The following is a 24,671-nucleotide window of genomic DNA, read 5'->3' as shown; positions in this document are numbered from 1 at the left end:
TTGTCATAAACGCTCTTGAAGTTAGAAATCTTACAAAAATCTATAAACTCTACAAAAAACCTTCCGATCGGCTTGTAGAGATCTTTTTCAAAACGAAAAAACACCGTCTCTTTTATGCAAACAAAGATATCTCCTTTGACCTTCACCAAGGTGAAACCCTTGGTATCATCGGTATCAATGGTGCAGGCAAGTCAACGCTTCTAAAGCAGATAGCCGGTGTCATATCTCCCACGTCTGGAGAGATTCGCTCATTTGGACGCATTACGGCACTGCTGGAACTTGGCACAGGATTTAATCCCGAATTTAGCGGAAAAGAAAATATCTATCTCAATGGTATGCTCATAGGCTTAAGCAAAGCCGAAATTGATGAAAGAGTACACGATATCATAGACTTTAGCGAACTGGGAGACTTTATCGATGAGCCACTGAAGACATACTCTTCCGGTATGGTGATGCGTCTAGCATTTTCCATAGCCATCCATTCAAATCCTTCTATCTTGATCGTGGATGAAGCCCTTTCTGTTGGAGATGCACACTTCAGTGCCAAATGTACCAAAGCCCTTAAAGAACTCAAAGAGAAAAACCTAAGTATCATCTATGTCTCCCATGATCTAAACTCTTTAAAGCTTCTTTGTGACAGGCTTATATTGTTGCACAAAGGAGAGATAGTCTATGAAGGCGATCCTGAAAGTGTTATCAATAAGTATAATTTCCTCATAGCAAAGCTTAACAAAACACAAGATAATATCAAGCAAATGGACAATTCTTCATATGGAACACTTGATGCGTATATAGAAAAAGTAGCAGTTTCGGGTACAAAATCTCATTCAGATATACTCTCATCAGGTGAAGAGGGGGTTATAGAGGTTGTGATAAAGGCAAAAAAAGATCTAAAAAACAAAACAGTAGGTATTTTGATAAGAGACAAATTTGCCCAAGACATCTTTGGTACAAATACTTACTATTTTGATAAATTTCTTGATTTGAAAAAAGGTAAAAGGTATAAAATAAGCTTCAAAATGCCTTTTAATATAGGTGCTGGTAAATATACAGTCTCTGCTGCAATCCACTCAGGAGAAAGGCACAGTGAAGAGTGTCTGCATTGGGTAGATAATGCAGCTGATTTTGAGATAGCAGGCATAGAAGGAAAATTTTTCATAGGTGTTTGTAGATTAACTCCAGTTATAGATATAAAGGCAGAAGATGATAGATAAAATAATACAAGATAGCCAAAAAAATAGACTAAATATCAAAGAGCTTTTACGACAAAAAGATAAAAAAGATTTTATTCTTTTTGCCTATTATGCTCTTTATAACACTTTGCCTCCGCAAAGTTCATTAAAAAAATTAAAGAAAAAAATTTTTATAAAACTGTTAGAGCTAGATGATGAAGAGTTTTTAGAGTATGCCTATCTTTTAATACTAAAAAGAGAAATAGATGATGCAGGGAAAAGATACTATTTACAAAAACTAAATTATCACTTAAAAGAGCAAATATTAGACGAAATATCATCTTCCAAAGAGGCATGGCAAAAAAATGGTCTTACTTTTAAACTCAATCTCTTACAAAAGCTGGCTTTTAAATTTTTGCCAGTAGAATATAAAGTTACCCTAAATAAACAAAAAAAGCAAAATAAAGAGCAGCAAAAGTATATAAAAGCATTAGAGCAAAATCTACACCAACTTTCCAATCTCAATGCTCAAACCAAACAGCAACTATCATCTCTTCAACAAAAACTAAATCAGCTTTCAACTTCATTGGAGTTTGATGACGTCTTTATTGAAGAGTGTGAGTATCTAAAGCATGCCCACAATGAGTGTAAAAGACTCTTTAACCAAGATTGCAAAGACTATTACATCCTTTTTGAAAATATCTTTTACAACTCCGAAGCTGTCAAAAATCTTCAAAAAAACTACTTACCATATATAAAATCAGGTAAAATTGTCGATATTGGCTGCGGTAGAGGCGAGTTTTTAGAGATACTGAAAAACAACAACTACCAAGCAATAGGTGTAGAAATCAACGATGAGCTAGTTAAGCTGCTTAAGAAAAAAGGCTTTCACATATTTAAACAGGATGCAAATACCTTTTTAAAAGAGCATCAAGGATTTGATACTATCGTAGCCCTTGAGGTGATAGAGCATTTTGAAACAGACTATTTAAAAGAGTTTTTGCATCTCTCATTCCAAACACTCAATAAAAAGGGTATTGTTATTTTAGAGACAGTCAATCCTCTTGCCAATACGGGTCTAGGGAATTTTTATATGGATATAACACATAAAAAACCACTTCCTGCAAAAATGATGGCTTTTTGGATGGAGTATGTGGGATTTAAAAATATCAAAATTCTCTACTCCTCTTTAGTTCCAGTCGAATATAGAACAACATTTATTGAAAAAAACTATCAAACCTATGCCATTATCGGAGAAAAGATATGAAAGCCATCATTTTAACGCCGGCACTTGTACCTTTTGATGCGGTGAGCAATGATGTAAGACAACAACACAAAGTCTTAAATGAGATAATTCCAACCTATATCTACACAGATTCTTTTAGCGAAGATGGCTACTCCTCCTCTTTTTTAATTGATCGAGCCAAACTTGAAAAGCTTAGTGGTGATAAAGAAAATATCTTAATCTACCACCATTCAGTCTATTGGGGTTTGGCAGATGAGCTTTTGCCAAGTGCCAAAGCAAAAATTTTCATCAAATACCACAACATTACGCCCCCTCAGTTTTTTGCCCCCTACAATAAAACCTATGAACATATCTGCAGAATGGGGATTTTGCAAAATGAGAGACTGAAAAGACTCAATGCCAGATATTTGGCGGACTCTTCTTTCAATGCAAAAGATTTTCCTAACGCCGAAGTTGTACCGGTTTTTACACTGCTCGATGATTTTGAAAAAAAGATAGATACGGAGTTCGCAGATAAACTCCTAAACAATCAACTCAATATTCTTTTTGTCGGAAGATTCGCTCCAAACAAAGGACATACCCATCTTGTAAAAACGGTATATTTTCTAAAAGAGTATGGATTGAACCCAATGCTTCATATCGCAGGTGGTATCGATGAAGGTCTTGAAACATATTACCAGGAGATTAAGGACCTTATATCTTTCTACTATCTTAAATCCAATATCAAAATATACGACAAACTTCCTTTTACAAAACTGATTACTCTTTTTAAAACATCCGATATCTTTTTGCTTCTCTCCGAACATGAAGGATTTTGTGTGCCTATATTGGAATCGCAAAAGAGCTCTTTGCCAATTGTTTGCGTTGATAGAACTGCAATCAAAGAGACCATAGGAAAAGGACAGATCGTTTTGGAAGATTTCGAGTACAACACTATTGCGGCGACTATATACACTTTGCATAAAAATCCATCTTTCCAAACCTTTCTTACGGCAAAAGGCAGAGAAAATCTAAAGAGATTTAGTTATGAACATATAAAAAAACTTTTCTTAGGAGCCATCTTTGATTGCGTTGATCATTCATAGATTTGATAAAGACATAGTAGGAGGTGCGGAACAATACGCATATGAGCTGGCAAAGATCATTGCTTTGCAAAAAGAGATAGAGATCATTACCACAACAGCAGTGGATCATACAACCTGGGAGAATTTTTATGAACCGGGAGTTTATGAAGATGATTTTATTATAAGAAGATTCCAGGTCGACATCCAACGCTCACTCTATTGGGAAAGGCTGCATTCCCTTGCCCTTACGAAAAATCCATCCACTCTTCCCGTCTCTTTTTGCGAAGAGTGGATAAAAAGACAGGGGCCTTACTCCAGTTCATTGTTGAATTTTTTAAAAAAATCACACTATGAAAAATATATCTTTGTCACATACCTCTATCCGACCACCTATTTTGGTATCGATCTTGTGGAAAACGCCTATTTATTATCCACATATCACGATGAAGTACCGTTTTACTTCCCGATATTTAAAAAGTACGCCAGATACAAACATCTCTTTTTGACAAGCGAAGAGAAAAGTCTGGCGATTGAACATATAAAACCAACCAGTTATGAGATTTTGGGTTTTGGTATCAAAGAAAAATGTCTTCCTTTGAGTTCCCAAGAAAAATATTTTCTTTATGCAGGAAGGATCGAGCCGTCCAAAGGCATAGACGTCTTGGCAAAGTTTTATGAAAGGTTTTATAAAAAACATAAAATCCCACTGTACGTCATAGGAAAAGGAGATGAGAGTCTTATAAAAAAAAGGGGGATCGTCTACAAAGGCTTTGTCACTGAAGAAGAGAAACTAAACTATATGAAAAACGCCATAGCTTTCATCCATCCTTCTCCCCACGAAAGCCTTGGAATTGTTTTGTTGGAGAGCTTCAGTCAGTCCACTCCCGCTCTTGTAACATCAAAAAGTAGAGTGCTCACAGATCATATCACTCTCTCAAAGGGAGGAAAAAGTTATACCAATTATGAAGAATTTGAAAAAAATCTTCTCGAAATTAAAAAAAACAGAAGCTTCTATGCCAACAACGCCTATAGATACTTCAAAAAAAATTATGACTATGAAATATTTAAAAATAAAATACTTCATATTTTTTAAAAAATTTTTAATTTTTATATCCATGTTTAATTTTTATATCCATATTACAGAAAGCCGTCGAAAATGTCGTAAGTATTAAAAATATAAATAAAATCACCTTATTGTAATATGCAAGGTATGCATAAGTTCATTCAGATCTGGCACTCTTTAAAGGAGAGAGAGGAGTGCAAATCAGATACACATTTCCAGGGCTCAAAGGGTATAACAGATTAGAGAAAATCTATTACAATAGTCTCATGATAAGCGAAGAGGCAAAAGAAGAAAAAATATACTGGAGTTTTGGCAAAAGTATGGATTGGAAGCTACAATAGATGCTTTTGGAGTAAGTAGAAGAACGCTTTTTCGATGGAAAAAAAGTTTCAATGATGCAAATGGTGATATCAAAGCCTTAAATCCAAAATCACGCAAACTAAAAAGAGTAAGAGAGTCAAAAGTACCAATAGAAGTCATAAAAGAGATAAAACGATTAAGAAAAGCATATCCCAACATCGGTAAAGCAAAACTCTATCACCTTTTAAAACCCTTTTGTGAAGAAAGAGGTCTTAAAACTCCCTCAGAATCAACAATAGGACGAATAATCGCAAAAGCACCAGATAAAATGAGAATATTTCCTTATCGCATCGATACAAAAGGAAAAGTCAAACCAAAAAAGAGAGTTCAAAAAAATAGAAAACCAAAAAACCTCAAATCCAAACCATTTGAACTCTGGGCAGTAGATACCATCCAAATAGTCTCAAACGGTATAAAACGATATATCCTTACGATGATAGATCCTCTCACACGTATTGCATTTGCAGTAGCAATTCCTTCTAAACATACAAAACATACTGCATACGCCCTTGAAGCTCTCATCGATGGAATAACTTCCATCAAACATAAACGTACACTTGCAATTCTTTCTGATAATGGCAGTGAATTTAAAAAAGAGTTTGACGCTCTGCTTGAACAAAAAGGCTTTACACACTACTGGACCTATCCAAGAAGCCCTAAAATGAATGCACACAATGAACGATTTAATAGAACAATTCAAGAACAGTTTATTCAATACTATGAAGATGTACTCTTTACAGACTTACAAGAATTCAATAAAAAATTAGCAAAATGGCTCATCGATTACAATACCAAAATACTACACTCTTCTCTTAATTTTAAATCTCCGGTACAATACCTCCTTGAAAACTATCATGAGTGCCATATGTATTGGACTTATACAAGATATTGCATTCTTTATTTTTTTTGTGGTACAATTTGCTGGGTATAGGAGAATAACCTAAATAACCAAAATCAAAGGAGAAAGATAATGGCGATAACAAAGAGAGACGTAGCGAAGCTATATGTAGCTATGTTTAACCGAGCTCCAGAGGGAGAGGGGTTAAATAACTGGTATTACGCGGCAATAGAGAATGGATGGGACTTGGGGCAGTTGGCTCAAAGTATGCTCAATGCTGCCCAGCAAGTAGTTGAAAGCGATCCTGCTTACGAGACTATTTATCCGCAATACGTAAACGTTGATACAACAGATGCGGCAAGCGTAAGAGCGATTATTGAAACAGTATATAAGATTCTTTTCAACAAAGACTACAATACAGATCCACAGGGAATCGATGGTTGGGTAAAAAGTGTTGTAGAAGATGGACAGCCACTAGGAAACGCTATAGCAAGTATCACACTTGCAGCAGAGCAGATCTTGAATGATCCAAATGCAGATGCTGCTGCGAAAGCTGCTGCGCAGGCATTTGAGAATAAAATAGATGTGGCGGAGTATACTGCTCAGAAGTTTCCAACATTTACAGGGGATTTTGAAAAATTTCAAAAATTTGTGGAAGTAGTAAATGATGATCCAGGTTCCATTGATGCTGCAAAAGATTTAGTGGAAGCATACACTCCTAAAATAGTCAATCTAACGACAACTGTTGATCAGGCGTTTGGCGGTTTGGGTAAGGATACATTCTATGGCGCAGTTATCGGGAACAATGAGAGTGGCTCAACGCTCAATCCTGGAGATATGATTGACGGCAAAGATGATATAGATACGTTGAATGTGACTATAAGCACAGGTGTTGCTGCTACAAACCTACCTCTCAATATGAAAAATGTAGAGATCATGAACATTGGTATGTACAATAACAATGGAGCTACGTTCGATATGAATGCAGTTGAGGGACTGCAGAAAGTGACAATAAAAGGTGGGGCATCTAGTGGAACAGGCTACGATCTTGCTCTTAACAACTTAAACAATCTTGTTGATGTACAAATCAGCGGAATGGAAGGGAATGCTAATGGCAACAACTTTGATTTGAGTGAGATTGCGGTGGATTACTCTTCCAATACAGTATCCGGAAATGAAGATGAGCAAAAGATTATCCTCAAAGATGCTGGGCTTTATGGAACAAATCAAGATGGATCTTTTAGCCTTGCAAAGACAGACGGTTCGGTTTTTGATGCAAGCGGTATAGAAAAGCTTGCTATTGAGTTGCAAGGAAACTCCAACGCATTGGATATCGCCAATAGAGCAGGTACTACTGCTTATACCGCCTCTGATCTTAGCCAAAATGTTACTTCTCTTACAGTAACGGGTGATGCAAAGAGCGCTATCAATATTAGTGGGTTCAATAATCTTGCGACTGTTGATGCAAGTGGAGTGAGCGCTGATTTAAACCTTATTGGCTCGTTTGGTCAGGGACAAAATGTTGATGTAAAACTTGGTTCTGGAAACGATTCACTTGAAATAGACGATATTGATCAAAATGACAAAGTTGACGGCGGTGATGGAGAGGATACGCTTGCTGTTGCCTCTAATGTTGCTTTGAGTGCTACCAACTTCAAAAATGTTACAAACATTGAGATATTAAAATATGATGAAAATGGCGGGGCTGGCAGTTTGACACTTGCGGAAAATCCGAGCTTTACAACTGTGGATATGACAGTTGATTCAGACGCCAATGCGGAGTCTTTGACTTTAGACAGCGGTTTGACACAGGCTATGACCGTCAAGGTGAGTGCTGGCGACACTATAGTTAACACAGGTGCAGACATTGTTATGACGGTAGAGGCGAAAGCTTCAGATTTAGAAAGTGGAGACAATACTACAATTACTGGAAGCGATAAAGCTGGTGTAGAGAACACATTGAAGGTTACTGCCGATACTGCTACTGTTGATATGACTGCAACTACAGGTGCGATCAAGAATATCGATAAGGTTATTGTTGTAGATGGTGGGGACAATACAAGCGGAACGACTCAACTTGCCGGTGGCGATGTGAGTGTCAACGTTTCAGGAGTAAGCACGACACAAAACGTAGATGGCAAGATTACAATCGATGCTTCAGCGCTCGATGCGGCTGTAAAAGATGATAACGCAGATGGAAAGATAAACGACAGTGATGCATCAGCGGAGAGACTTACTGTAACGGCTGATGGTAACACGACAGTGAAACTTGATATCACAGGCGGTGCTGCAGGTGATGTTCTCACAGGCGGTGCGGGAGACGATACCGTTAATGGCGGTGAAGGCAACGATACTATCGATATAACAAACGGTGGAAACGATACAGTCAATGCAGGTTCGGGTGATGACACTATTACAGCGACTGCAGGACTGGATGCGAATGACACTATCGATGGTGGAGAGGGAGATGATACGATCGTTGTCGCAAATCTGAGCGATGTAAATGCTCTCAACGGTGTAAGTAATGTGGAAAATCTCCAACTCGACGGTACTGCCGAACTTTCAAGCAATCTTGGATTTACAACTGTCGATTTGACCGATTTGTCTACTGGTGATCAGGGGGCTGATTCTATCACTTTCAAAAGCGGCTATACAAATGCTACAACAGTGAAAGTTGATGCTGGCGACACTGTAGTTAACACAGGTGCAGACATTGTTATGACGGTAGAGGCGAAAGCTTCAGATTTAGAAAGTGGAGACAATACTACAATTACTGGAAGCGATAAAGCTGGTGTAGAGAACACATTGAAGGTTACTGCCGATACTGCTACTGTTGATATGACTGCAACTACAGGTGCGATCAAGAATATCGATAAGGTTATTGTTGTAGATGGTGGGGACAATACAAGCGGAACGACTCAACTTGCCGGTGGCGATGTGAGTGTCAACGTTTCAGGAGTAAGCACGACACAAAACGTAGATGGCAAGATTACAATCGATGCTTCAGCGCTCGATGCGGCTGTAAAAGATGATAACGCAGATGGAAAGATAAACGACAGTGATGCATCAGCGGAGAGACTTACTGTAACGGCTGATGGTAACACGACAGTGAAACTTGATATCACAGGCGGTGCTGCAGGTGATGTTGTTGATATGTCTACAGTTCTTGACTACCAAGATAAAATCGATGGAGGTGAAGGCAAAGACGAGCTTAAGATAACTGAGAGCTCAAATGCAAATACAGATCAAAGCGATGTTTCATTTATGAATGTGAAAAATATGGAGACGTTGACATTGACTGCAGACGCTACTGCAGCCAATAAGCTTATTCTAGGAAGCTACTTTGATAAAACTGGTATCAACACCATCAATCTTGCAGGAACAAATACATATGCGGTTGATGCAAGCGCTACACAAAACGGGTATACCTATGTAGCGAATGCTACTGATGCAGCTGAAGATGTTAAAGCGGGCTTTGGTAACGATACATTCAAGTTTGTTGGAAGCACATTAACTACTGCTGACACTATCGATGGGGGAGAGGGAACAGATACAATCGTTCTCGATAATAGCACTGCAGGAGTTACAGCAATTGTCGATTTGACAAATATTACAAAAGTTGAAAAATATACCGCATCAACAAAAGATGGCGGCAGCAATACTACTGCTCAAAATTTGAGTTTGACATTTAGTGGTGTGGCTACAGACAACGGAACGGATGACAGTGACGTAGTAAGCGATGTTGATTTCTCTAACGTTACAGATAGCAACGATGCAGCGACTGTAAATGCAAGTGCTATAGCAGACAGCGATTACATCTTCAATATCAAAGGTGGTGCCGGAGATGACACGCTAAAAGGCGGAGCAGGAAACGACACTATCGATGGTGGCGCCGGAGATGATGAAATTACTGGTGGAAAAGGTGCGGATACAATCACTGGTGGAACAGGTAAAGATACTTTCTATTACGATGGAGCCGAATCTACAACTGCAGCTACTGATGTGATCAAGGATTTCTCAAGTGCCGATGATCAACTAAACATCAAGCTCGATTACAGCAATGAGACAGCTGGAATTACTGTAAATCTTGCAGACAAGGGAGATGCTGCGTCTCTTACCGATGGAGCTACATTGCTTGCAGATGGTGAGAGAGGGCAATTCTTCTTCGATACGACAGGTAAAAAACTGGCAATAGATATCAATGGAAACGGATTGGTTCAATCAGACGATCTTGTCATCCAGCTTGACGGACTAAGCGGGTTTGACGGTAAAGATATCGACTTTGCAGTTCAAGGTGGTGCTGGTGATGATACAATCACTGGTGGTGCTGGCGCGGATGTAATTCGTGGTGGCAAGGGTGTGGATAATGTTACAGCTGGTGATGGTGATGATATTATTGTTGTGATTGGTAACTCAACAGCTGGTACATATACAACTGATCCTGCATCAAATACTGGTGCAGGTAAACTTGGTCTTACTGCATCAGATATTGATGGCCTTTCTTCTACCAATGATGATGACGATAGCGGTGAAACATATAATGGTGGAAATGGCAGTGATACATTAGAAATTTGGGGCAATGTGGATTTGACGGATGATACCGTAATGGGTTTTGAATCTACAAATGTTCATTCAACATTGGATATAGATGCAAGCCAGTTGAAAGATTTGGTTAGTGCAATTGGATCCGGTCAATTTGATATGAATTTATTGGACAGTACTTCTACGGTCAATATTGATCTAAATGCACTCACGATAACTGAAGCACAAAATCTATATATGGCATTGATAGGTACAGACTTCTCAAGTGGATCAGATTCATTTGCAACGATTAATGCAACTCTTTTAGGTACAACGTATACTACTACAGTTAATAATTTCGCTACACATGTGGTATCAGGTACTTTGGGTAATGATCTCATTTGGGGAGCGGATACTGATGAAACCATTTCTGGTAATGCAGGGGGTGATCTGATTATATCCAATGGTGGTGCTGATACTATTACAGGTAGTGCAGGTAATGATATCATCGCATTATTTGAAAATATTTCCGCTGTCGATACATTGAAATATAGTGAATCAGGTGCTGCCAATGAAGATACTGTATTTGGTTTTAGTGCGGGTATAGATGTAGTTTCTTTTGATAGTGGCGATACATCTTTTGATTATGATAATGATGGTACAAATGAAACTCTTTCAGATGCGACCGGAGCGGATATTAGTTCAGCAGTTGCGGCAGGTAGTGCATCGGTAATTACGCTTGATGGCGATGCAAACTCAACTGCTGATTCTCATACAGGTGCATCTGGTGAAAATCTTCTTATCCTTACTGATATTACAGCAACTTCATTTTCAACAGCTATAGATAGTGACAGTATTGCAATTCCAAATGGTGGTACTGCCGGTGCAGGGGATTCTGCTTTTGGAGCAAATGAGGGTCTTGCTACTGTGTATTATGATTCAAATAACGGCCAAGCAGTTTTTGGATATCTCTTAAATACCGATACTGGTACAGCAGATACGTTAAATAGTGATGATACATTTGTTGAAGTTACACGTGTCGATATGTTGGCAAGTGATTTTACAGTTGCCAATATTACTAATGATTTTGCAATATTCTAAGTAAATTCAATTATCCGTAGGTTTTTTCCTGCGGATAAAGACAAAGAAGCAATAGATCTGGATTAAAAATTGAAATCCATTAAGGGTAATTCTTACGAAGATTTTTCAATACAAAAATCCAAAGATCTTAACGGTATTTTTTCAAAATGAAGGGGGATCGTGGCCTGAAAAGTTAAATTGAAATTCATCATTCAGCATCAAAAATTCAATATTTTGTCAAGAGATGTATTGCTTCGTTATAATTGGCTATTTTTATTCCATAGTCAATAAACTTTTTATCGCAGGTGATTAATGCCATGCAGTTATATTTTTTTGCACATAGACATTGCAAAACATTTTCAAAATCAACGCTTTTTTCCAACGAGATTTTTATGGCTTTTTTTATAATCTCTTTTTCAAAAGGGACAACTATCCAATCATTTAAAATAACTTCAAAAAATTTTAAAACTTTTTCTTTATCTTTAACTAAATAGTAAATAGTGCTTAACATATCTTCATTTATTAAAATTTTGATATTTTTTGAGAACAACAGTTCCAACAGTTTAAATACATCTCGATGTCCCGTTCTTTTGTTATCAAGAATATCCATTAATATATTTGTATCAAAATATACGGTATTGCTAAACTTTTGATTTTGCATGATTCTCTCTCATCTCTTTTTCATTCATATTATCTGTATCACCGCTTGCTATTCCAGCAAATTTCATAATTTTATTTAATTCTTTTTCTTTTTTTTTTTTTATTTTTTGTTCAATAAACTCTTTTACATCATCCATAAACTCAGACGAAATAAATAATCCTTTGAGCTTATGACTCTTTTTATCTACTATTTCAATATAGTCATAATTATCTAAAATAGTGAAATTTCTTACTATCTCCCGTATTCCAAGCTTTTGTGTCATTTTATATCCTTTGAGCCCTGGTAATGTGTATCTGATTTGCACTCCTCTCTCCTCTTTGAAGAGTGCCAGATCTGAATGAACTTATGCATTTCAAAAAACAATCTTTTTGATTCTTAAAAATCTTCAAAAAAATCTACAAACTAAACTGCTTACATTGCAAGATAAATGGCTCAGTACTTGAAAGATAGCAAAAAAACCAAATGAAACGTTTTTGAAACGCGTTTTTTGTATTATAGGAGATATAATTCCAAATCTAAGGATCGTGGATGCTGACAAGAGAGGATATAGCAAAACTGTATCTAGGTCTATTTCAAAGAGCCCCTGAGGGGAAGGGGCTGGATGAATGGTATACACAAGCCCGGCAAAATGGATGGGATTATGCGACCGTGGCAGAAAAGATGTTGGAAGCAGCACAAAATATCATCAAGGCAAACCCACAATATTCGTCCAAATACCCTCACTATATAGACGTAGATGCAAATGATTTTTTATCTACAAAATCTGTCATAACTGAAGTTTACAAGTCACTTTTTAACAAAGATTATATAGATGATCCAAATGGTATAGACAGTTGGGCAAACTATGCTTTGCAAAATGGATTGGGAAATACCATAGCAAATATTACACAAGTGGCTACGCAGATTGCAAATGGCGCTATTCCTGCATCGGCACAAACGGTTGCTCATGCAAAAGCCTTTCTCAATAAAGTGCAAGTGGCACTTGATGCCGCCCAAAAAATTCCGGAAGCTGATATCAATGGCGATGGTCTTTTTGATTTTGATGATTTCAAAGCATTGATAGATGGGGTCGATGATAGACCGGAGAGTATTGATCAGGCTCGACAAAAGATTCTTGAAAAAGAAGATCTGTACAATCAGAGTCACAATCAAGGAGGAACGAAAAAGATAGTTCAGGCTCCTGTAGATGGAGGTGATGTGAGTGCAACTGATCTTGATGAGATAATTTATGGCAGTGATAACAACGATATCATACGCCCTGGAAAGGGTCAAGATGAGGTACATGCGGGAAAAGGTGATGATGATATAGTATTGCTGGGTGATTTAACGGGACTTTCTGCAAAAGATAGACCCGAAGATGCACAGTTGATAGGAAAGCCACTAAAGGATATCCTGGGACGAGACTTTGCAGAAGATGCCAATGGAGCGGAGATCATAGATGGAGGAGAGGGCAGCGATACGCTGCATGTATACGGAAATGCCGACTTGAGTGATTATGATATAAAGAATATTGAAAATATCGATTTTCTTGGTGATTTGACATTACCGGCAGATTTGGTCAACAAGCTTCAAAAAATCAATGGAAACGGCATGGGCAGTCTCCATCTTGCCGATAACGGCAACAAAATTCCTGTTGATCTATCAGCTACAGATATCGAGGGAATCAATCAATTACATCTCGATGATGGTGTCGAAGCCCAAATCTCTTCTCTAGATAATCTTGGTGGCGCCCATATTTTAACAGGAGATGGGAAAGTTGTCGGAAAACCGGGAACCAATTTTTCGCTCAATGACACCTATACGGTTGAGCCAACTTTGCAGGTTTTGAGGGATGGTGGAACCCAAGATGCAAAGGGTGATGCTGTTACGATGGATAATGTCGTTGCAGATCAGGCTGGTATGATCGTCGGTACCGATGGTGATGATTATCTTATCGGAAGCGATGGTGACGATACGCTGTATTCCAAAGCCGGAGACGATATCTTAGTGGGTAAGAACGGAAGTGACACATATGTGATTGATGGAGTAGGAAAGAAAGTAATTATCGATGGTTCTCAAAGTGATAACGGAGTGGGTGATACGTTGGATCTCTCCATGGTTCCAACAAGCAGCGGTGCCGATATCGATCTTGCTTCGGGTGGAAATGTAGGTCAGGATATTCAAGTCCAGCTTGGTGCAAACGATACAAAAGGAGCTTTGATCGTACCAAAATTTAACATTATGCTGATCTTGGATGTATCTGGAAGTATGGGATGGGACACTTATGATGGAACGACAAGGCTCTCTAAAGAGGTGGAAGCTGCGCAAAAACTGCTTCAAGAATATAGTAAACTAGGAGATGTGGCTGTTAAACTAGTACTTTTTAGTAGCGATATAAGCAATCAAGCACAAAATGTTCCTCAAAACTGGATGAGTGTTGATAAGGCTATCGGTATGCTCAATAATCTTTATGCTGATGGTACGACAAATTATGTTAGTGCGATTAATGGTGCCATGCAGCTTTTTGATCAAAAAGATGGGACTTTTTTCGATAATGGGGCAAATCGTGTCTATTTTATGTCTGATGGAGAGCCGAGTCTTGGCGAAGAAATCGATGAAATACTTCAGCATCAGTGGGAAAATTTTCTGATACAACACGATATCATTGCCAACGCAATCGGCTTTGGGGATATCCAAGAACTTTACAATCTTGAACCAATAGCATTTGATGGTACGAGATTAGACGATATCAATGCCGATCATAGTATCGGGCAGATAGCTCCTGCTTTGCAACCAGATATAAGTAAGCTGGAACAATCCTTACTTAATCAAGCAAAAATCGACTTTATCGAAAATGTCGTCGGAACGCCAAACGATGATATTTTACATGGTAATACTCTAGATAATACGATCAATGGTAACGATGGGGATGATATTTTGTATGGGGGATACGGAAAAGATATTCTCATTGGAGGAAACGGAGTAGATACGGTGATGATATCTCCTGAGCAAACACTCAATGTAGATCAGTTTATGGACCCACAAAAAGGTGAAAAAATCAAATGGAAAGTTGCCAATGGCACGGAGCAGTTTGTATCCACACCTGTGCAATGGCAAGGTTCTCTTGAAACTACTTTGAATATGGCCGCACAAGGAAATGGCTCGCAAAACAGTATCGTTTTATGGTTTACAGATGGAAAGAATGCTTATGTGGTTGTGGATAACTCATCAGCAAATTCTTTTGATCCTTTGAGTGATGAGGTGGCGCAACTTGTTGGTATAACGGATCTATCGACTGCACAGCTCGATGAACAAAATGATCTTCTTGTCATTTGATCTTAGACGTTGGCAGCCGTTTGGTTGTCAAAGGAAAAAGAGAAAGAGGACATCAGGAAAAATGAAATAATTTTTTATTATAATTTAAAAAATATTTTCTCAAGGAGTGTATATGTTGACAAGAGAAGATGTGGCGGGTCTTTATATCGCTCTTTTTCAAAGAGCACCTTCCAAGTCGGAGCTGGATACCTGGTACAACGATGTGGTAGCAAACAACAGAGATTTGGCAGACACTGCAGAGACGATGCTTCAGGCTGCCCAACTGGCTGTCAACGGATTTGGCCTTCAAGATCTCTATCCTCAGTATGCTAATGTGGATCCTTCCAATCCTGAAAGTGTACGTACCATCATTTCTACTGTATATGAAACGCTGTTTAACAAGACATATCAAGATGATCCAGAAGGAATCGACGGTTGGGTCGACATGGTTACAAGCGGTCAACAGTCATTGGGAGAGGCGATAGCTTCCATTGAATATATCGGGGAGGGAATTGCAACAAGGCCGGATGAGTATAGACCATATTTTGCAACGGATGATGATTTTAACAAAGCATATGCAGCAGCAAAAGCCTTTGAAGCAAAAAAAGATGCTGCCTTAGAAGTTGCCGATACCATCGAAAGTGTCAAGGTTGATAAAGATACTTTGCAAAAGATGCAAGAGATCATAGAAGATGTCAAAGATGAGACAGACCTGGATGAAGTGAAAAACATAGCCGAGTATCTCAAAGATATAGTGGAAGATCCAAACACTGTTTCTACAAACGATTTGCATGATCAAGATAACTCACAAACACAAAACAATTTATCTGATGATACCTATAATGATGCCTATGATTATAACTTTGATACCGATTCTTGGCCATCAATCATGATGGAACTCCAGATGCTTCCTGTAGATGGGAGGATAGAACTGGTCAATCTAATGAAAGAAGCGGTAGATAAGTATCTTTCTTTGGCTCAAGCAAACGTACCTGTTACAAAAGAGTATCTGGAGCAATGGGCTGCATTGGATAACGAATATGAACATAAACTAGCAGATATATACCAAAAACATGGTTTGCCTTATATCATAGAGGAATCTGTTGTCGATGAATCCTTTTTAAACTTACATCCTAGTACACAAAGAGCCTATTTCCAGTTGGAGAAAGATTACTTACCTAAGTTGAAACAAGAGTTGCAATATGTCGATCCAATGAATGTTGATTCATTCTATACTTTGTTTAAATTGGAAGATGAGATGACCGAGAATCAGGATAAACTGACATCGGGAGTAGGACCTACCTATATTCCAGAAGAAAATTATTATGATTTTGATAACGTGCAAAATAGTATGGATAATTACCATAATGATCAAATAAGTTATGACAATTTGGCTACGGCTGACAATAATTTAGATAATGATTTGATAACGACGACCCAAACCGATAATGATAATGCAAATGCCATGAGTGCATTGGAAAGTATGATGGCGAGTTATTATGCCCAAGGCGGAGCCTATTGTGACAATATCATTGCATCTAAATTGACTAGTACACTTTCACAAGACCAGCTCGTGTCTCTTGCCAACGATATCCAAAACTATGTTTTTACTTCTTCATATTTTCAAGATGGACAAATTACATATGATGAGTATCAACCTATCGCAAATGACGTGATTCAAATTTATAATAAATATGGCATAGATCTGATGGATCTTGTATCGGATTGTTACGCCATTATGTGAAGCCTTTGGCTTCACTATTATTTTTGCTACAACTTCCCTCTTTTGCTACAATTACACAAAAATAATAAAAAGGCATCAATGGATGAAAAAAGCGCTCATTACCGGCATAACAGGACAAGATGGTGCCTATTTGGCGCAACTATTGTTAGAAAAAGGGTATGAAGTATTTGGAACATACAGAAGAACAAGTTCATCAAATTTTTGGAGGATTGAGGAGCTTGGCATCGAAAAACATCCAAATTTACACTTGATAGAGTATGATCTGACCGATGCATCACAAAACATTCGGCTTCTTGATTCGATAGAACCAGATGAAGTGTACAACCTCGCAGCACAAAGCTTTGTAGGTGTAAGTTTTGAACAGCCTCTGACTACCGCAGAAATAACTGGTTTAGGTACGCTCAATCTTTTGGAAGCAATCCGTATCGTCAATCCGAAGATAAAATTTTATCAAGCATCCACTTCGGAGATGTACGGGAAAGTGCAGGAGATTCCACAAACAGAATCTACACCTTTTTATCCAAGAAGTCCTTATGCTGTCGCAAAACTTTATGCGCATTGGATAACGATCAACTATAGAGAGAGTTATGATATCTTCGGATGCAGTGGAATACTGTTCAATCATGAGTCTCCTTTGAGAGGCAAAGAGTTTGTAACAAGGAAAATCACTGACAGTGTAGCAAAAATAGTTCATGGAAAACTTGATGTTTTGGAGCTTGGCAATCTTGATGCAAAACGGGACTGGGGATATGCAAAAGAGTATGTCGAGGGGATGTATCTTATGATGCAAGTTTCTCAACCTGAGACTTATGTTTTGGCTACAAATCGTACCCAGAGTGTAAGAGATTTTGTGCGACTTGCTTTTCAAGCTGCTGGAATTGAGCTGATTTTTGAGGGAGAAGGAGTAGATGAAGTTGGAAGAGATGTGAAAAGTGGCAAAATTTTAGTACGAGTAAATCCTGCATACTTCCGCCCGGCAGAAGTGGATATTTTGATAGGGGACTACACAAAAGCGAAAAACGATCTTGGATGGGAGCCTAAAACTTCTTTGGAAGAGATTTGTCAGATGATGGTGGAAGCAGATATCAGACGTAACGCAACAGGGTGGAGTTTTTAGTGCAGACAGCATTGATAACAGGGATAGATGGTTTTACCGGCAATCATCTCTCTCATTATCTGCAAAAGAGGGATTATGAAGTTTTTGGAACATCAATAGAGCAAAATGGAAAAAATATTTTTTCTTGTGATATAACCAAAAAAGAGCAAATACGCCAAATTTTTCAAAAAAAAAGTTTTGATTATATCATACATCTTGCAGCAATATCTTTTGTAGGATATGCCGATCAAGTTAAGATGTATGAAGTGAATGCTTTTGGTGTACAAAATCTTTTAAGCGCACTTGAGGAGCAGGCGTGGACTGCAAAAAAAGTTATTATTACAAGTAGTGCAACCGTATATGGTATGCAAAGTACCAATAAACTCCATGAAAAACTTTGTCCCAATCCAAACAATCATTATGCCTACAGTAAATATATTAGCGAGCAGATTGCAAAGACATATTTTGATAAGATACCTATCATCATAACTCGTCCATTTAATTACACAGGGTGTGGACAGAGAGAAGAGTTCATTGTCCCAAAACTTGTCAGGGCTTTTCAAAGAAAAGACAGCATCATAGAAATTGGCAATCTACATACAAAAAGAGAAATGAATGATGTAATATTTGTCTGTAACGTGTATGAAAAGTTACTGCAAAGTGATGCAAAATCTGAAATAGTCAATATTTGTAGTGGAAAAGTATATGACGTAGCCTATTTTTTGAATATTTTAGAAAAAATAAGTGGTTATACACCCACAGTCCGACAAAATCCAAAATTTATAAGAAGTAACGATATAGAAGTATTGTGCGGGGATCCTTCTAAACTTCATAGTCTAATCGGAAAAATAGAACCAAAACCGATAGAACAGACAATAAAAGAGATGTATGAAAATTGTCGTTGATGCGCTTCCCTTGACAAAATCTCTTACAGGTGTGGGAAAATATATCTACGAAATAGCCAAAAGAGCAGATCAAGACCTTCTTTTTTGGTATGGCGGGATTGTTGCACAAAAATTGCATGAACCAAAAGAGGGTGGAGTATTTGCACATGTGATCGAGTCTGCTGTAACGGTCAGAGCTGTGAAAAAAGCTTTGCGTTTTATGGTTGGTATGCTAAAAAGCAAAGAGGTATATGATCTGTACTGGGAACCAAACTATATATTTCAAAAAGGTATTCGATCCAAAAAAAAAGTTGTTACGATCCATGATATGTCCATCATTCGTTATCCTCAATGGCATCCCAAAGAGAGGGTAGAGTATTTCTGCAAACATCTTTTTTCATCGATACATGAAGCGGATATGATTATCACGGATTCCTATTTTTCCAAACGGGAGATTGTTGAACTGAGCGGATGTGAAGAGAGCAAGATAGAGGTTATCCATCTTGGAGTTGATTACAATCTGTATAAACCTCTGGCAAAAGAAAAGGTGAAACATTTAAAGGATCGTTTTGCTTTGGAAGATGAGTTTGTGCTTTTTGTGGGAAGTATCGAGCCAAGGAAAAATCTTTTGAATCTGCTCAAAGCATATATGAAACTTCCTAAACCACTGAAAAAGCGATATCCATTGGTTCTTGCTGGGTTTAAGGGATGGGAAAATAACGAAATTATGCAGATAATTGAAAAAGAGCATATCCGATATCTTGGATATGTCAGTGAGAGTGATCTTGTCGGATTGTACAACCTTGCATCTGCTTTTGTCTATCCCTCCTTTTATGAAGGATTTGGTTTGCCTCCATTGGAAGCGATGAGCTGTCAAACAGCTGCGATTGTATCCGATGCGGCTTCGTTGCCTGAAGTATGTGGGGACGCCGCATTGTATGTCGATCCATATGATGTAGATGATATTGCATTGAAGGTACAGTTGTTGCTTGAAGATCGAAAAAAACGTGCATCTTTGGCCGAGGCTGGACGAAAAAGAGCGCTGCAGTTTGATTGGGAAAAAACAGCAGACAAGCATATGAAACTTTTTGAAAGAGTAGTGAAGTGTTAGGCACGTTTCGTTTTTTTCTTGCATGGGTAGTGATGCTTTCACACTTGCCAAACTCTCCTTTTCCTCTTGGTTTTAATCCAGCAGTAAGCGCTGTTATCTGTTTTTACTTTATCAGCGGATATTTGATGTATTTTTCCTTTTACAAGGAGGTGAGAAAAGGGCTCTCTTTTCAAAAACAGATACTCTTTTTTTATATAAAAAGGGTTTTGAGACTTTTTCCTCTTTATCTTATCGTTCTTTTTTTGACCATGCTTGTGATAGCGATATGGGGACCATCACAGATGGTGCCTCTTTTGCATCAGGAACTGGGTTTTAGCAAGATTTTTCTTAATGTACTGCTTATTTTCAACAACTATGTTTTTGATCCATTTATCATAAAGCCTTTACTCCCGCATCCACTGATTCCTCCTACCTGGTCTCTATCGACAGAGTGGCATTTTTATCTGTTGGTTCCGTTTTTTTTCTATCTGTTTGCAAGAAAACCGCTTGTTTTTGTATCTATTTTGCTTATATCGATGGGATTTGAGTTTTTTGCATTTTCCCACCAAACAGGAGTCCATTTGAACTCCGACAATTTTGGATATCGTTATATTTTTGGGGTTTTGTGGATATTTATGGTGGGTTTTTTCTATGCTGCCGGGAAATATAGAGTTGTTTTGAAGATTTTGTATGTTTTTGTTTTTCTATTCTTTTTGTCTGTTGCATTTACATGGAGTACGCATCCCTTTGTGAGAGAGATTTTCTTGGCAATACTTTTTCTTCCCTTCATTCCAAAAATCATGAGGATACCTTTTCGATATGACCCATTTTTCGGACATCTTTCCTATCCGATCTTTTTATCGCATTTTTTTATTTTCTTGGCATTGGAAAAACTTGGATTTACACATCCTGGTTTAGGGTATTACTGGATAGTATTTGGCTTAGTTTTACTGTTTTCATATGGGTTAAGTCTTGTTCAAAAGCGTATCGATAGGATACGAAAAAAGTTTTAAAACAATTTTTTAGTATAATTTTTAAAAAATAAAGGAGAGTGTATGCTAAGCAGAGACGATGTAGCAGCATTGTATATAGCGATGTTTCAAAGAGCTCCGTCAAAGTCAGAGCTTGATTCTTGGTATAATGATGCAATAGAACACAGGCGAGACCTGGGTAGCACAGCAGAAGCAATGCTTCAAGCAGCCCAATTAGCTGTTAATGGTTTTGGATTGCAAAAGATGTATCCTCAATATATAAATGTTGATCCTACAAATCCAGAGAGTGTACGAAACATAATTTCTACTGTGTATGAGACTCTTTTTAACAAATCATATCAAGATGATCCAAATGGAATTGATACTTGGGTTAATCAAGTTATTAGTGGGCAACAATCTATTGGTGAAGCAATAGCTTCAATTAAAATTATTGGAGAAGGAATTGCAACAAAACCAGATGACTATAGAGCGTTTTTTAAAACAGATATAGATTTTAATAACGCTTTTCATGCAGCAAAAGCGTTTGAGGCAAAAGTAGATGCAGCTATGGAAGTTGCAAATACCATAGAAAATGTAAAAGTGGATGAAAATACGCTCAAAAAAATGCAAGACTTGATTAAAAGTGTGGCATCTGAAGCAGATGTTTCAATTGTTAAAAATATGGCACAATATATGAAAAATGAAGTAGAAGATCACAGCGATAACAACCAGCAACAAAATAATGGATCATCCCAATCCTATGATTGGTGGGCAGAAGATAAAGCGGAACTTGAAAAAATGCCAGTTCCAATGAGACAGGAGTATCTCAATTTTCTTAAGCAAGCTGTTCAAGATCATTTGGCTCTATACAATACCCATTCAAACTATGATGCACAGATGCTTCAACAATTGGCAAATCTTGAAACAAGTTTTGATCTCCAGGAAAAACAGCTATATCAAAAATATCATATTCCGTATGATTATGATAATGAGACCTTTTTACCAAATTATGATATTCTCAATAACCCTCAATTGGCTCAGGAATATTTCAATATTGAAAAAAGTTATCTCCAAAAATCGGCTCAAGCATTAAATTCAGTAAATGTTTACGATGTGGAAAGTTTTCATCCAGTTTTTGCTTTAATCCAAGAGATGGATGAAAAAGAGGATGCATTGGGAATAGATATTCTTACAAGTGCAAATGCTTCGAATGATTATGATTTTCATGGTTCCTCAAGTGATATGGTTCATTTTGAAGAGAGCTTGAGTGGAGTTATCGTCGTTTCGCAAGATACGGAGGAAAATGTATATCTTCATCAAGATCAAACAGATACTGATGAAACAGTAGATCAAGTTGATTCACTCAATATTAATGATGATATGTTACACAGTTAATCCAGTGTGAGGCTTTTGCCTCGCATGCTTTTAGATGATATCTTTTATCTCTTTAATCATCTTCTTGTATAACCACATAGCCAACAAAGATGTCATGAAAACAGAAGATAGAGCAATTGCTACATCAATATCTCTTTTTAGATCTCCGAACAAAAATATATTTTGCATCGGTTCTATAAAATAGTATATGGGGTTGTAATCCACCAAAAAGGGATATTTATTATAGATCATTTCTTTAACATAGATGATAGGTGTCATCCAGAACCAAAGCTGCAAAATGATTGGAATGACCTCTTTGAGATCTTTGAAAAAAGGATTGAAAAGAGAAAAAATGATTCCGAGACTCATTCCAAACAGAGATACTAAAATCATCATACAAGGTAAAAGGGTGAAAAACTGCCAGGTAATAGGTTGATGGACGAGGAGTAAAAAAAGGATCCCCAAAACCATGGATATGGCATAGATGATAAATTCTGTCAGTGTAATAGAAAGATAAAAAACATACATGGGGATTGGTATTTTTTTGATGATATGGGCTTTTTCAAAGATAGAGTTGGAAAGTCGTGCCACAAGTGCAGAAAAAAAATTCCATGTCAGAAGTCCTGGAATGAGATAGATACTGTATGCATATTTACTCTCTATGATGCCAAGTTTCATTTTCATAAAATCTGAAAAGATGATGGTATAGATAAATATGCTGATCAAAGGAGAGATAAGCAGCCACAGCTGACCAAAGCTGGTTCCTGCATAGCGCTCTTTAAGATCTCTTCTGGCAAATTCTATGCTCAATTTGAAGTTATGAGCGACAGCTCGTATCAATCAGGCTCTCCTAAAATCATCTTCAATTCTTACAATATCATCCTCTCCCGTATATTCGCCAACCTGTGCTTCAATGAGTATAACAGGAATTTTCCCGGGATTGGCAAGTCTATGGACTTCACCAAGTTTGATATAGGTTGATTCGTTTGAACGCACAAGGTATGTTTTGTCACCAACAGTGACTTCAGCAGTGCCGCTAACTACGATCCAGTGTTCGCTCCTATGGTAATGCTTTTGCAATGAGAGCCTTTTCCCAGGTTTGACGATGATTTTTTTGAGTTTGTAGTTGTCCTCTTCGATAAGCACCTCATATGTACCCCATGGCCTGTGTACTTCGATGTGGTGGGAAGCGAGATGGGGGAAGTTTTTTTGTATTTTGGGAATAAGTTCTTTGATTTTTTGGCTCGAGCCTTTTTTTGTCACAAGTAAAGCATCTTTTGTATCGATGATAATCAGATCTTCCACGTCCACCAACGCTACAGGTTTATCTGCAAGAGCAAAATTGTTTTTGCTTTGTAGTTCGATTGTTTCGCTTCCCGAAAGCTCTTGGGAAAGAGCATCGAAACTCCCTACATCATTCCATCCAATATCGGCTGGAACCATTGCAATATTATCACTTTTTTCCATCACTGCATAGTCTATAGAAATGTCTGGGATTGTATTCATAAAGTGCTCTTTTATGGAAAGCATATTGTGCTGATTTATAGCATTTTCATACGCTTTGAGAGCATTTTCATATACTTTTGGAGCATATTGTTGAAGTTCACTGAGATAAGTGCCTGCTTGAAAGAGAAACATCCCGGCATTCCAAAAATATCGCAAGTTCTGTTTATTTGTTTCAAGATATCTTTGTGCTGTTGCCATGTCCGGTTTTTCATGAAATCGCTTAACACTGTTTCCATCTGCTTCTATGTAGCCGTATCCTGTATTGGCTTCATCGGGAACGATACCGAAAGTAACGAGTTTTCCATCTTTGGCAAGTTTTTTGGCCGTCTCAATTGTCTTTTTATATGAGTGTACATCTTTGATCAGATGATCTGATGGTGTAACAAATACCAACTCTTCTGGGTCTAGATCGAAACAGGCAAATGCAATAGCGGGAGCAGTGTTTTTTCCAAAAGGCTCGAGGATGAATCTATGTTTCTTATGTAAAAAGTCTATCTCTTCTATCTGATCCAAAGCGATAAAATAGTGCTCTTTGTTTGTAATGATATGTGCCTCTTTGCAAAAAGGTGCATTTCTTTGAAGCGTTTTTTGAAACAGTGAGTGATTGTCAAACAGTTTGACAAACTGTTTTGGCATCAATTTCCTGCTTAATGGCCACAGTCTTGTCCCGCTCCCGCCACATAAAATGATGTTATGCACACTTTCTC

18 protein-coding genes are annotated in these 24,671 nt (G+C 37.7%); 14 read left to right on the top strand and 4 right to left on the bottom strand.

The features are described 5' to 3' along the window. Positions 1-5 precede the first annotated feature (5 nt). The 7 genes from JG735_RS07360 to JG735_RS07335 all read left to right on the top strand — a co-directional run bounded on the left by JG735_RS07360 (position 6) and on the right by JG735_RS07335 (position 11,365). The gene (locus tag JG735_RS07360; RefSeq protein WP_201335739.1) at positions 6-1,214 is read left to right on the top strand and encodes an ABC transporter ATP-binding protein; all 1,209 of its coding nucleotides are present in this window, start codon (positions 6-8) and stop codon (positions 1,212-1,214) included. Next, a complete protein-coding gene (locus JG735_RS07355) occupies positions 1,204-2,439 on the top strand; it encodes a methyltransferase domain-containing protein (protein WP_201334425.1) in 1,236 nt (411 codons plus the stop codon). Before JG735_RS07360 ends, JG735_RS07355 begins: the two co-directional genes overlap by 11 nt. Next, positions 2,436-3,503, top strand: coding sequence for a glycosyltransferase (locus JG735_RS07350; RefSeq protein WP_201334424.1), 1,068 nt, complete (start codon positions 2,436-2,438; stop codon positions 3,501-3,503). Before JG735_RS07355 ends, JG735_RS07350 begins: the two co-directional genes overlap by 4 nt. Further along, positions 3,481-4,575 (top strand): glycosyltransferase family 4 protein, encoded by a 1,095-nt coding sequence (locus tag JG735_RS07345; RefSeq protein ID WP_201334423.1) that lies wholly within the window; start codon positions 3,481-3,483, stop codon positions 4,573-4,575. The genes JG735_RS07350 and JG735_RS07345 overlap by 23 nt, the downstream gene beginning before the upstream one ends. Positions 4,576-4,739: 164 nt before the next feature. After that, entirely contained in the window at positions 4,740-4,886 is a 147-nt protein-coding gene (locus JG735_RS09805) for a hypothetical protein (protein ID WP_236583925.1), read from the top strand. Next, positions 4,871-5,836, top strand: coding sequence for a DDE-type integrase/transposase/recombinase (locus JG735_RS07340; RefSeq protein ID WP_236583922.1), 966 nt, complete (start codon positions 4,871-4,873; stop codon positions 5,834-5,836). The genes JG735_RS09805 and JG735_RS07340 overlap by 16 nt, the downstream gene beginning before the upstream one ends. A gap of 39 nt (positions 5,837-5,875) precedes the next feature. After that, on the top strand, positions 5,876-11,365 hold the full coding sequence (locus JG735_RS07335; RefSeq protein ID WP_201334422.1) for an S-layer family protein: 5,490 nt from the start codon (positions 5,876-5,878) through the stop codon (positions 11,363-11,365). Positions 11,366-11,570: 205 nt separating this feature from the next. Here the strand turns inward: JG735_RS07335 and JG735_RS07330 are convergent, their stop codons facing one another. Both JG735_RS07330 and JG735_RS07325 read right to left on the bottom strand, forming a co-directional pair. Further along, complete coding sequence (locus JG735_RS07330) at positions 11,571-12,005, bottom strand: type II toxin-antitoxin system VapC family toxin (protein ID WP_201334421.1); 435 nt, start codon at positions 12,003-12,005, stop codon at positions 11,571-11,573. After that, a complete protein-coding gene (locus JG735_RS07325) occupies positions 11,986-12,267 on the bottom strand; it encodes a hypothetical protein (protein WP_201334420.1) in 282 nt (93 codons plus the stop codon). Before JG735_RS07325 ends, JG735_RS07330 begins: the two co-directional genes overlap by 20 nt. Positions 12,268-12,533: 266 nt before the next feature. Between JG735_RS07325 and JG735_RS07320 the strand changes: the two genes are divergently transcribed. The 7 genes from JG735_RS07320 (at position 12,534) to JG735_RS07290 (ending at position 22,479) form a co-directional block, all read left to right on the top strand. Next, complete coding sequence (locus tag JG735_RS07320; RefSeq protein WP_201334419.1) at positions 12,534-15,320, top strand: VWA domain-containing protein; 2,787 nt, start codon at positions 12,534-12,536, stop codon at positions 15,318-15,320. A 112-nt stretch (positions 15,321-15,432) separates the two neighbouring features. Next, complete coding sequence (locus JG735_RS07315; protein ID WP_201334418.1) at positions 15,433-17,043, top strand: hypothetical protein; 1,611 nt, start codon at positions 15,433-15,435, stop codon at positions 17,041-17,043. An 82-nt stretch (positions 17,044-17,125) separates the two neighbouring features. Next, positions 17,126-18,160 carry a GDP-mannose 4,6-dehydratase gene (gmd, locus tag JG735_RS07310; RefSeq protein ID WP_201334417.1) on the top strand — a complete coding sequence of 345 codons (1,035 nt, stop codon included), beginning with the start codon at positions 17,126-17,128 and terminating at the stop codon, positions 18,158-18,160. Continuing rightward, entirely contained in the window at positions 18,160-19,044 is an 885-nt protein-coding gene (locus JG735_RS07305) for a GDP-mannose 4,6-dehydratase (RefSeq protein ID WP_201334416.1), read from the top strand. The genes gmd and JG735_RS07305 overlap by 1 nt, the downstream gene beginning before the upstream one ends. Continuing rightward, positions 19,028-20,134, top strand: coding sequence for a glycosyltransferase family 1 protein (locus tag JG735_RS07300; RefSeq protein WP_201334415.1), 1,107 nt, complete (start codon positions 19,028-19,030; stop codon positions 20,132-20,134). Before JG735_RS07305 ends, JG735_RS07300 begins: the two co-directional genes overlap by 17 nt. Beyond that, a complete protein-coding gene (locus tag JG735_RS07295; RefSeq protein WP_201334414.1) occupies positions 20,128-21,126 on the top strand; it encodes an acyltransferase in 999 nt (332 codons plus the stop codon). The genes JG735_RS07300 and JG735_RS07295 overlap by 7 nt, the downstream gene beginning before the upstream one ends. A 42-nt stretch (positions 21,127-21,168) precedes the next feature. Then, complete coding sequence (locus JG735_RS07290) at positions 21,169-22,479, top strand: hypothetical protein (protein WP_201334413.1); 1,311 nt, start codon at positions 21,169-21,171, stop codon at positions 22,477-22,479. A 30-nt stretch (positions 22,480-22,509) separates the two neighbouring features. Here the strand turns inward: JG735_RS07290 and JG735_RS07285 are convergent, their stop codons facing one another. Together JG735_RS07285 and JG735_RS07280 are read right to left on the bottom strand one after the other, a co-directional pair. Then, complete coding sequence (locus JG735_RS07285; RefSeq protein ID WP_201334412.1) at positions 22,510-23,298, bottom strand: ABC transporter permease; 789 nt, start codon at positions 23,296-23,298, stop codon at positions 22,510-22,512. After that, positions 23,299-24,663 carry a mannose-1-phosphate guanylyltransferase/mannose-6-phosphate isomerase gene (locus tag JG735_RS07280; protein WP_201334411.1) on the bottom strand — a complete coding sequence of 455 codons (1,365 nt, stop codon included), beginning with the start codon at positions 24,661-24,663 and terminating at the stop codon, positions 23,299-23,301. Positions 24,664-24,671: the final 8 nt, after the last annotated feature.

It is taken from the genome of Nitratiruptor sp. YY08-10, from assembly GCF_016629565.1.
GTDB lineage: Bacteria > Campylobacterota > Campylobacteria > Campylobacterales > Nitratiruptoraceae > Nitratiruptor.
The sequence above is the reverse complement of the archived record's forward strand: the minus strand, read 5'-3'. Positions and strand labels throughout refer to the sequence as shown.

Excerpts from the sequence above, each read along its gene's own strand:
- JG735_RS07355 (WP_201334425.1), top strand. The coding sequence starts at position 1,204 with ATGATAGATAAAATAATACAAGATAGCCAAAAAAATAGACTAAATATC.
- JG735_RS07350 (WP_201334424.1), top strand. The coding sequence starts at position 2,436 with ATGAAAGCCATCATTTTAACGCCGGCACTTGTACCTTTTGATGCGGTG.
- JG735_RS07335 (WP_201334422.1), top strand. The coding sequence starts at position 5,876 with ATGGCGATAACAAAGAGAGACGTAGCGAAGCTATATGTAGCTATGTTT.
- JG735_RS07330 (WP_201334421.1), bottom strand. The coding sequence starts at position 12,005 with ATGCAAAATCAAAAGTTTAGCAATACCGTATATTTTGATACAAATATA.
- JG735_RS07325 (WP_201334420.1), bottom strand. The coding sequence starts at position 12,267 with ATGACACAAAAGCTTGGAATACGGGAGATAGTAAGAAATTTCACTATT.
- JG735_RS07320 (WP_201334419.1), top strand. The coding sequence starts at position 12,534 with ATGCTGACAAGAGAGGATATAGCAAAACTGTATCTAGGTCTATTTCAA.
- JG735_RS07315 (WP_201334418.1), top strand. The coding sequence starts at position 15,433 with ATGTTGACAAGAGAAGATGTGGCGGGTCTTTATATCGCTCTTTTTCAA.
- gmd (WP_201334417.1), top strand. The coding sequence starts at position 17,126 with ATGAAAAAAGCGCTCATTACCGGCATAACAGGACAAGATGGTGCCTAT.
- JG735_RS07300 (WP_201334415.1), top strand. The coding sequence starts at position 19,028 with ATGAAAATTGTCGTTGATGCGCTTCCCTTGACAAAATCTCTTACAGGT.
- JG735_RS07290 (WP_201334413.1), top strand. The coding sequence starts at position 21,169 with ATGCTAAGCAGAGACGATGTAGCAGCATTGTATATAGCGATGTTTCAA.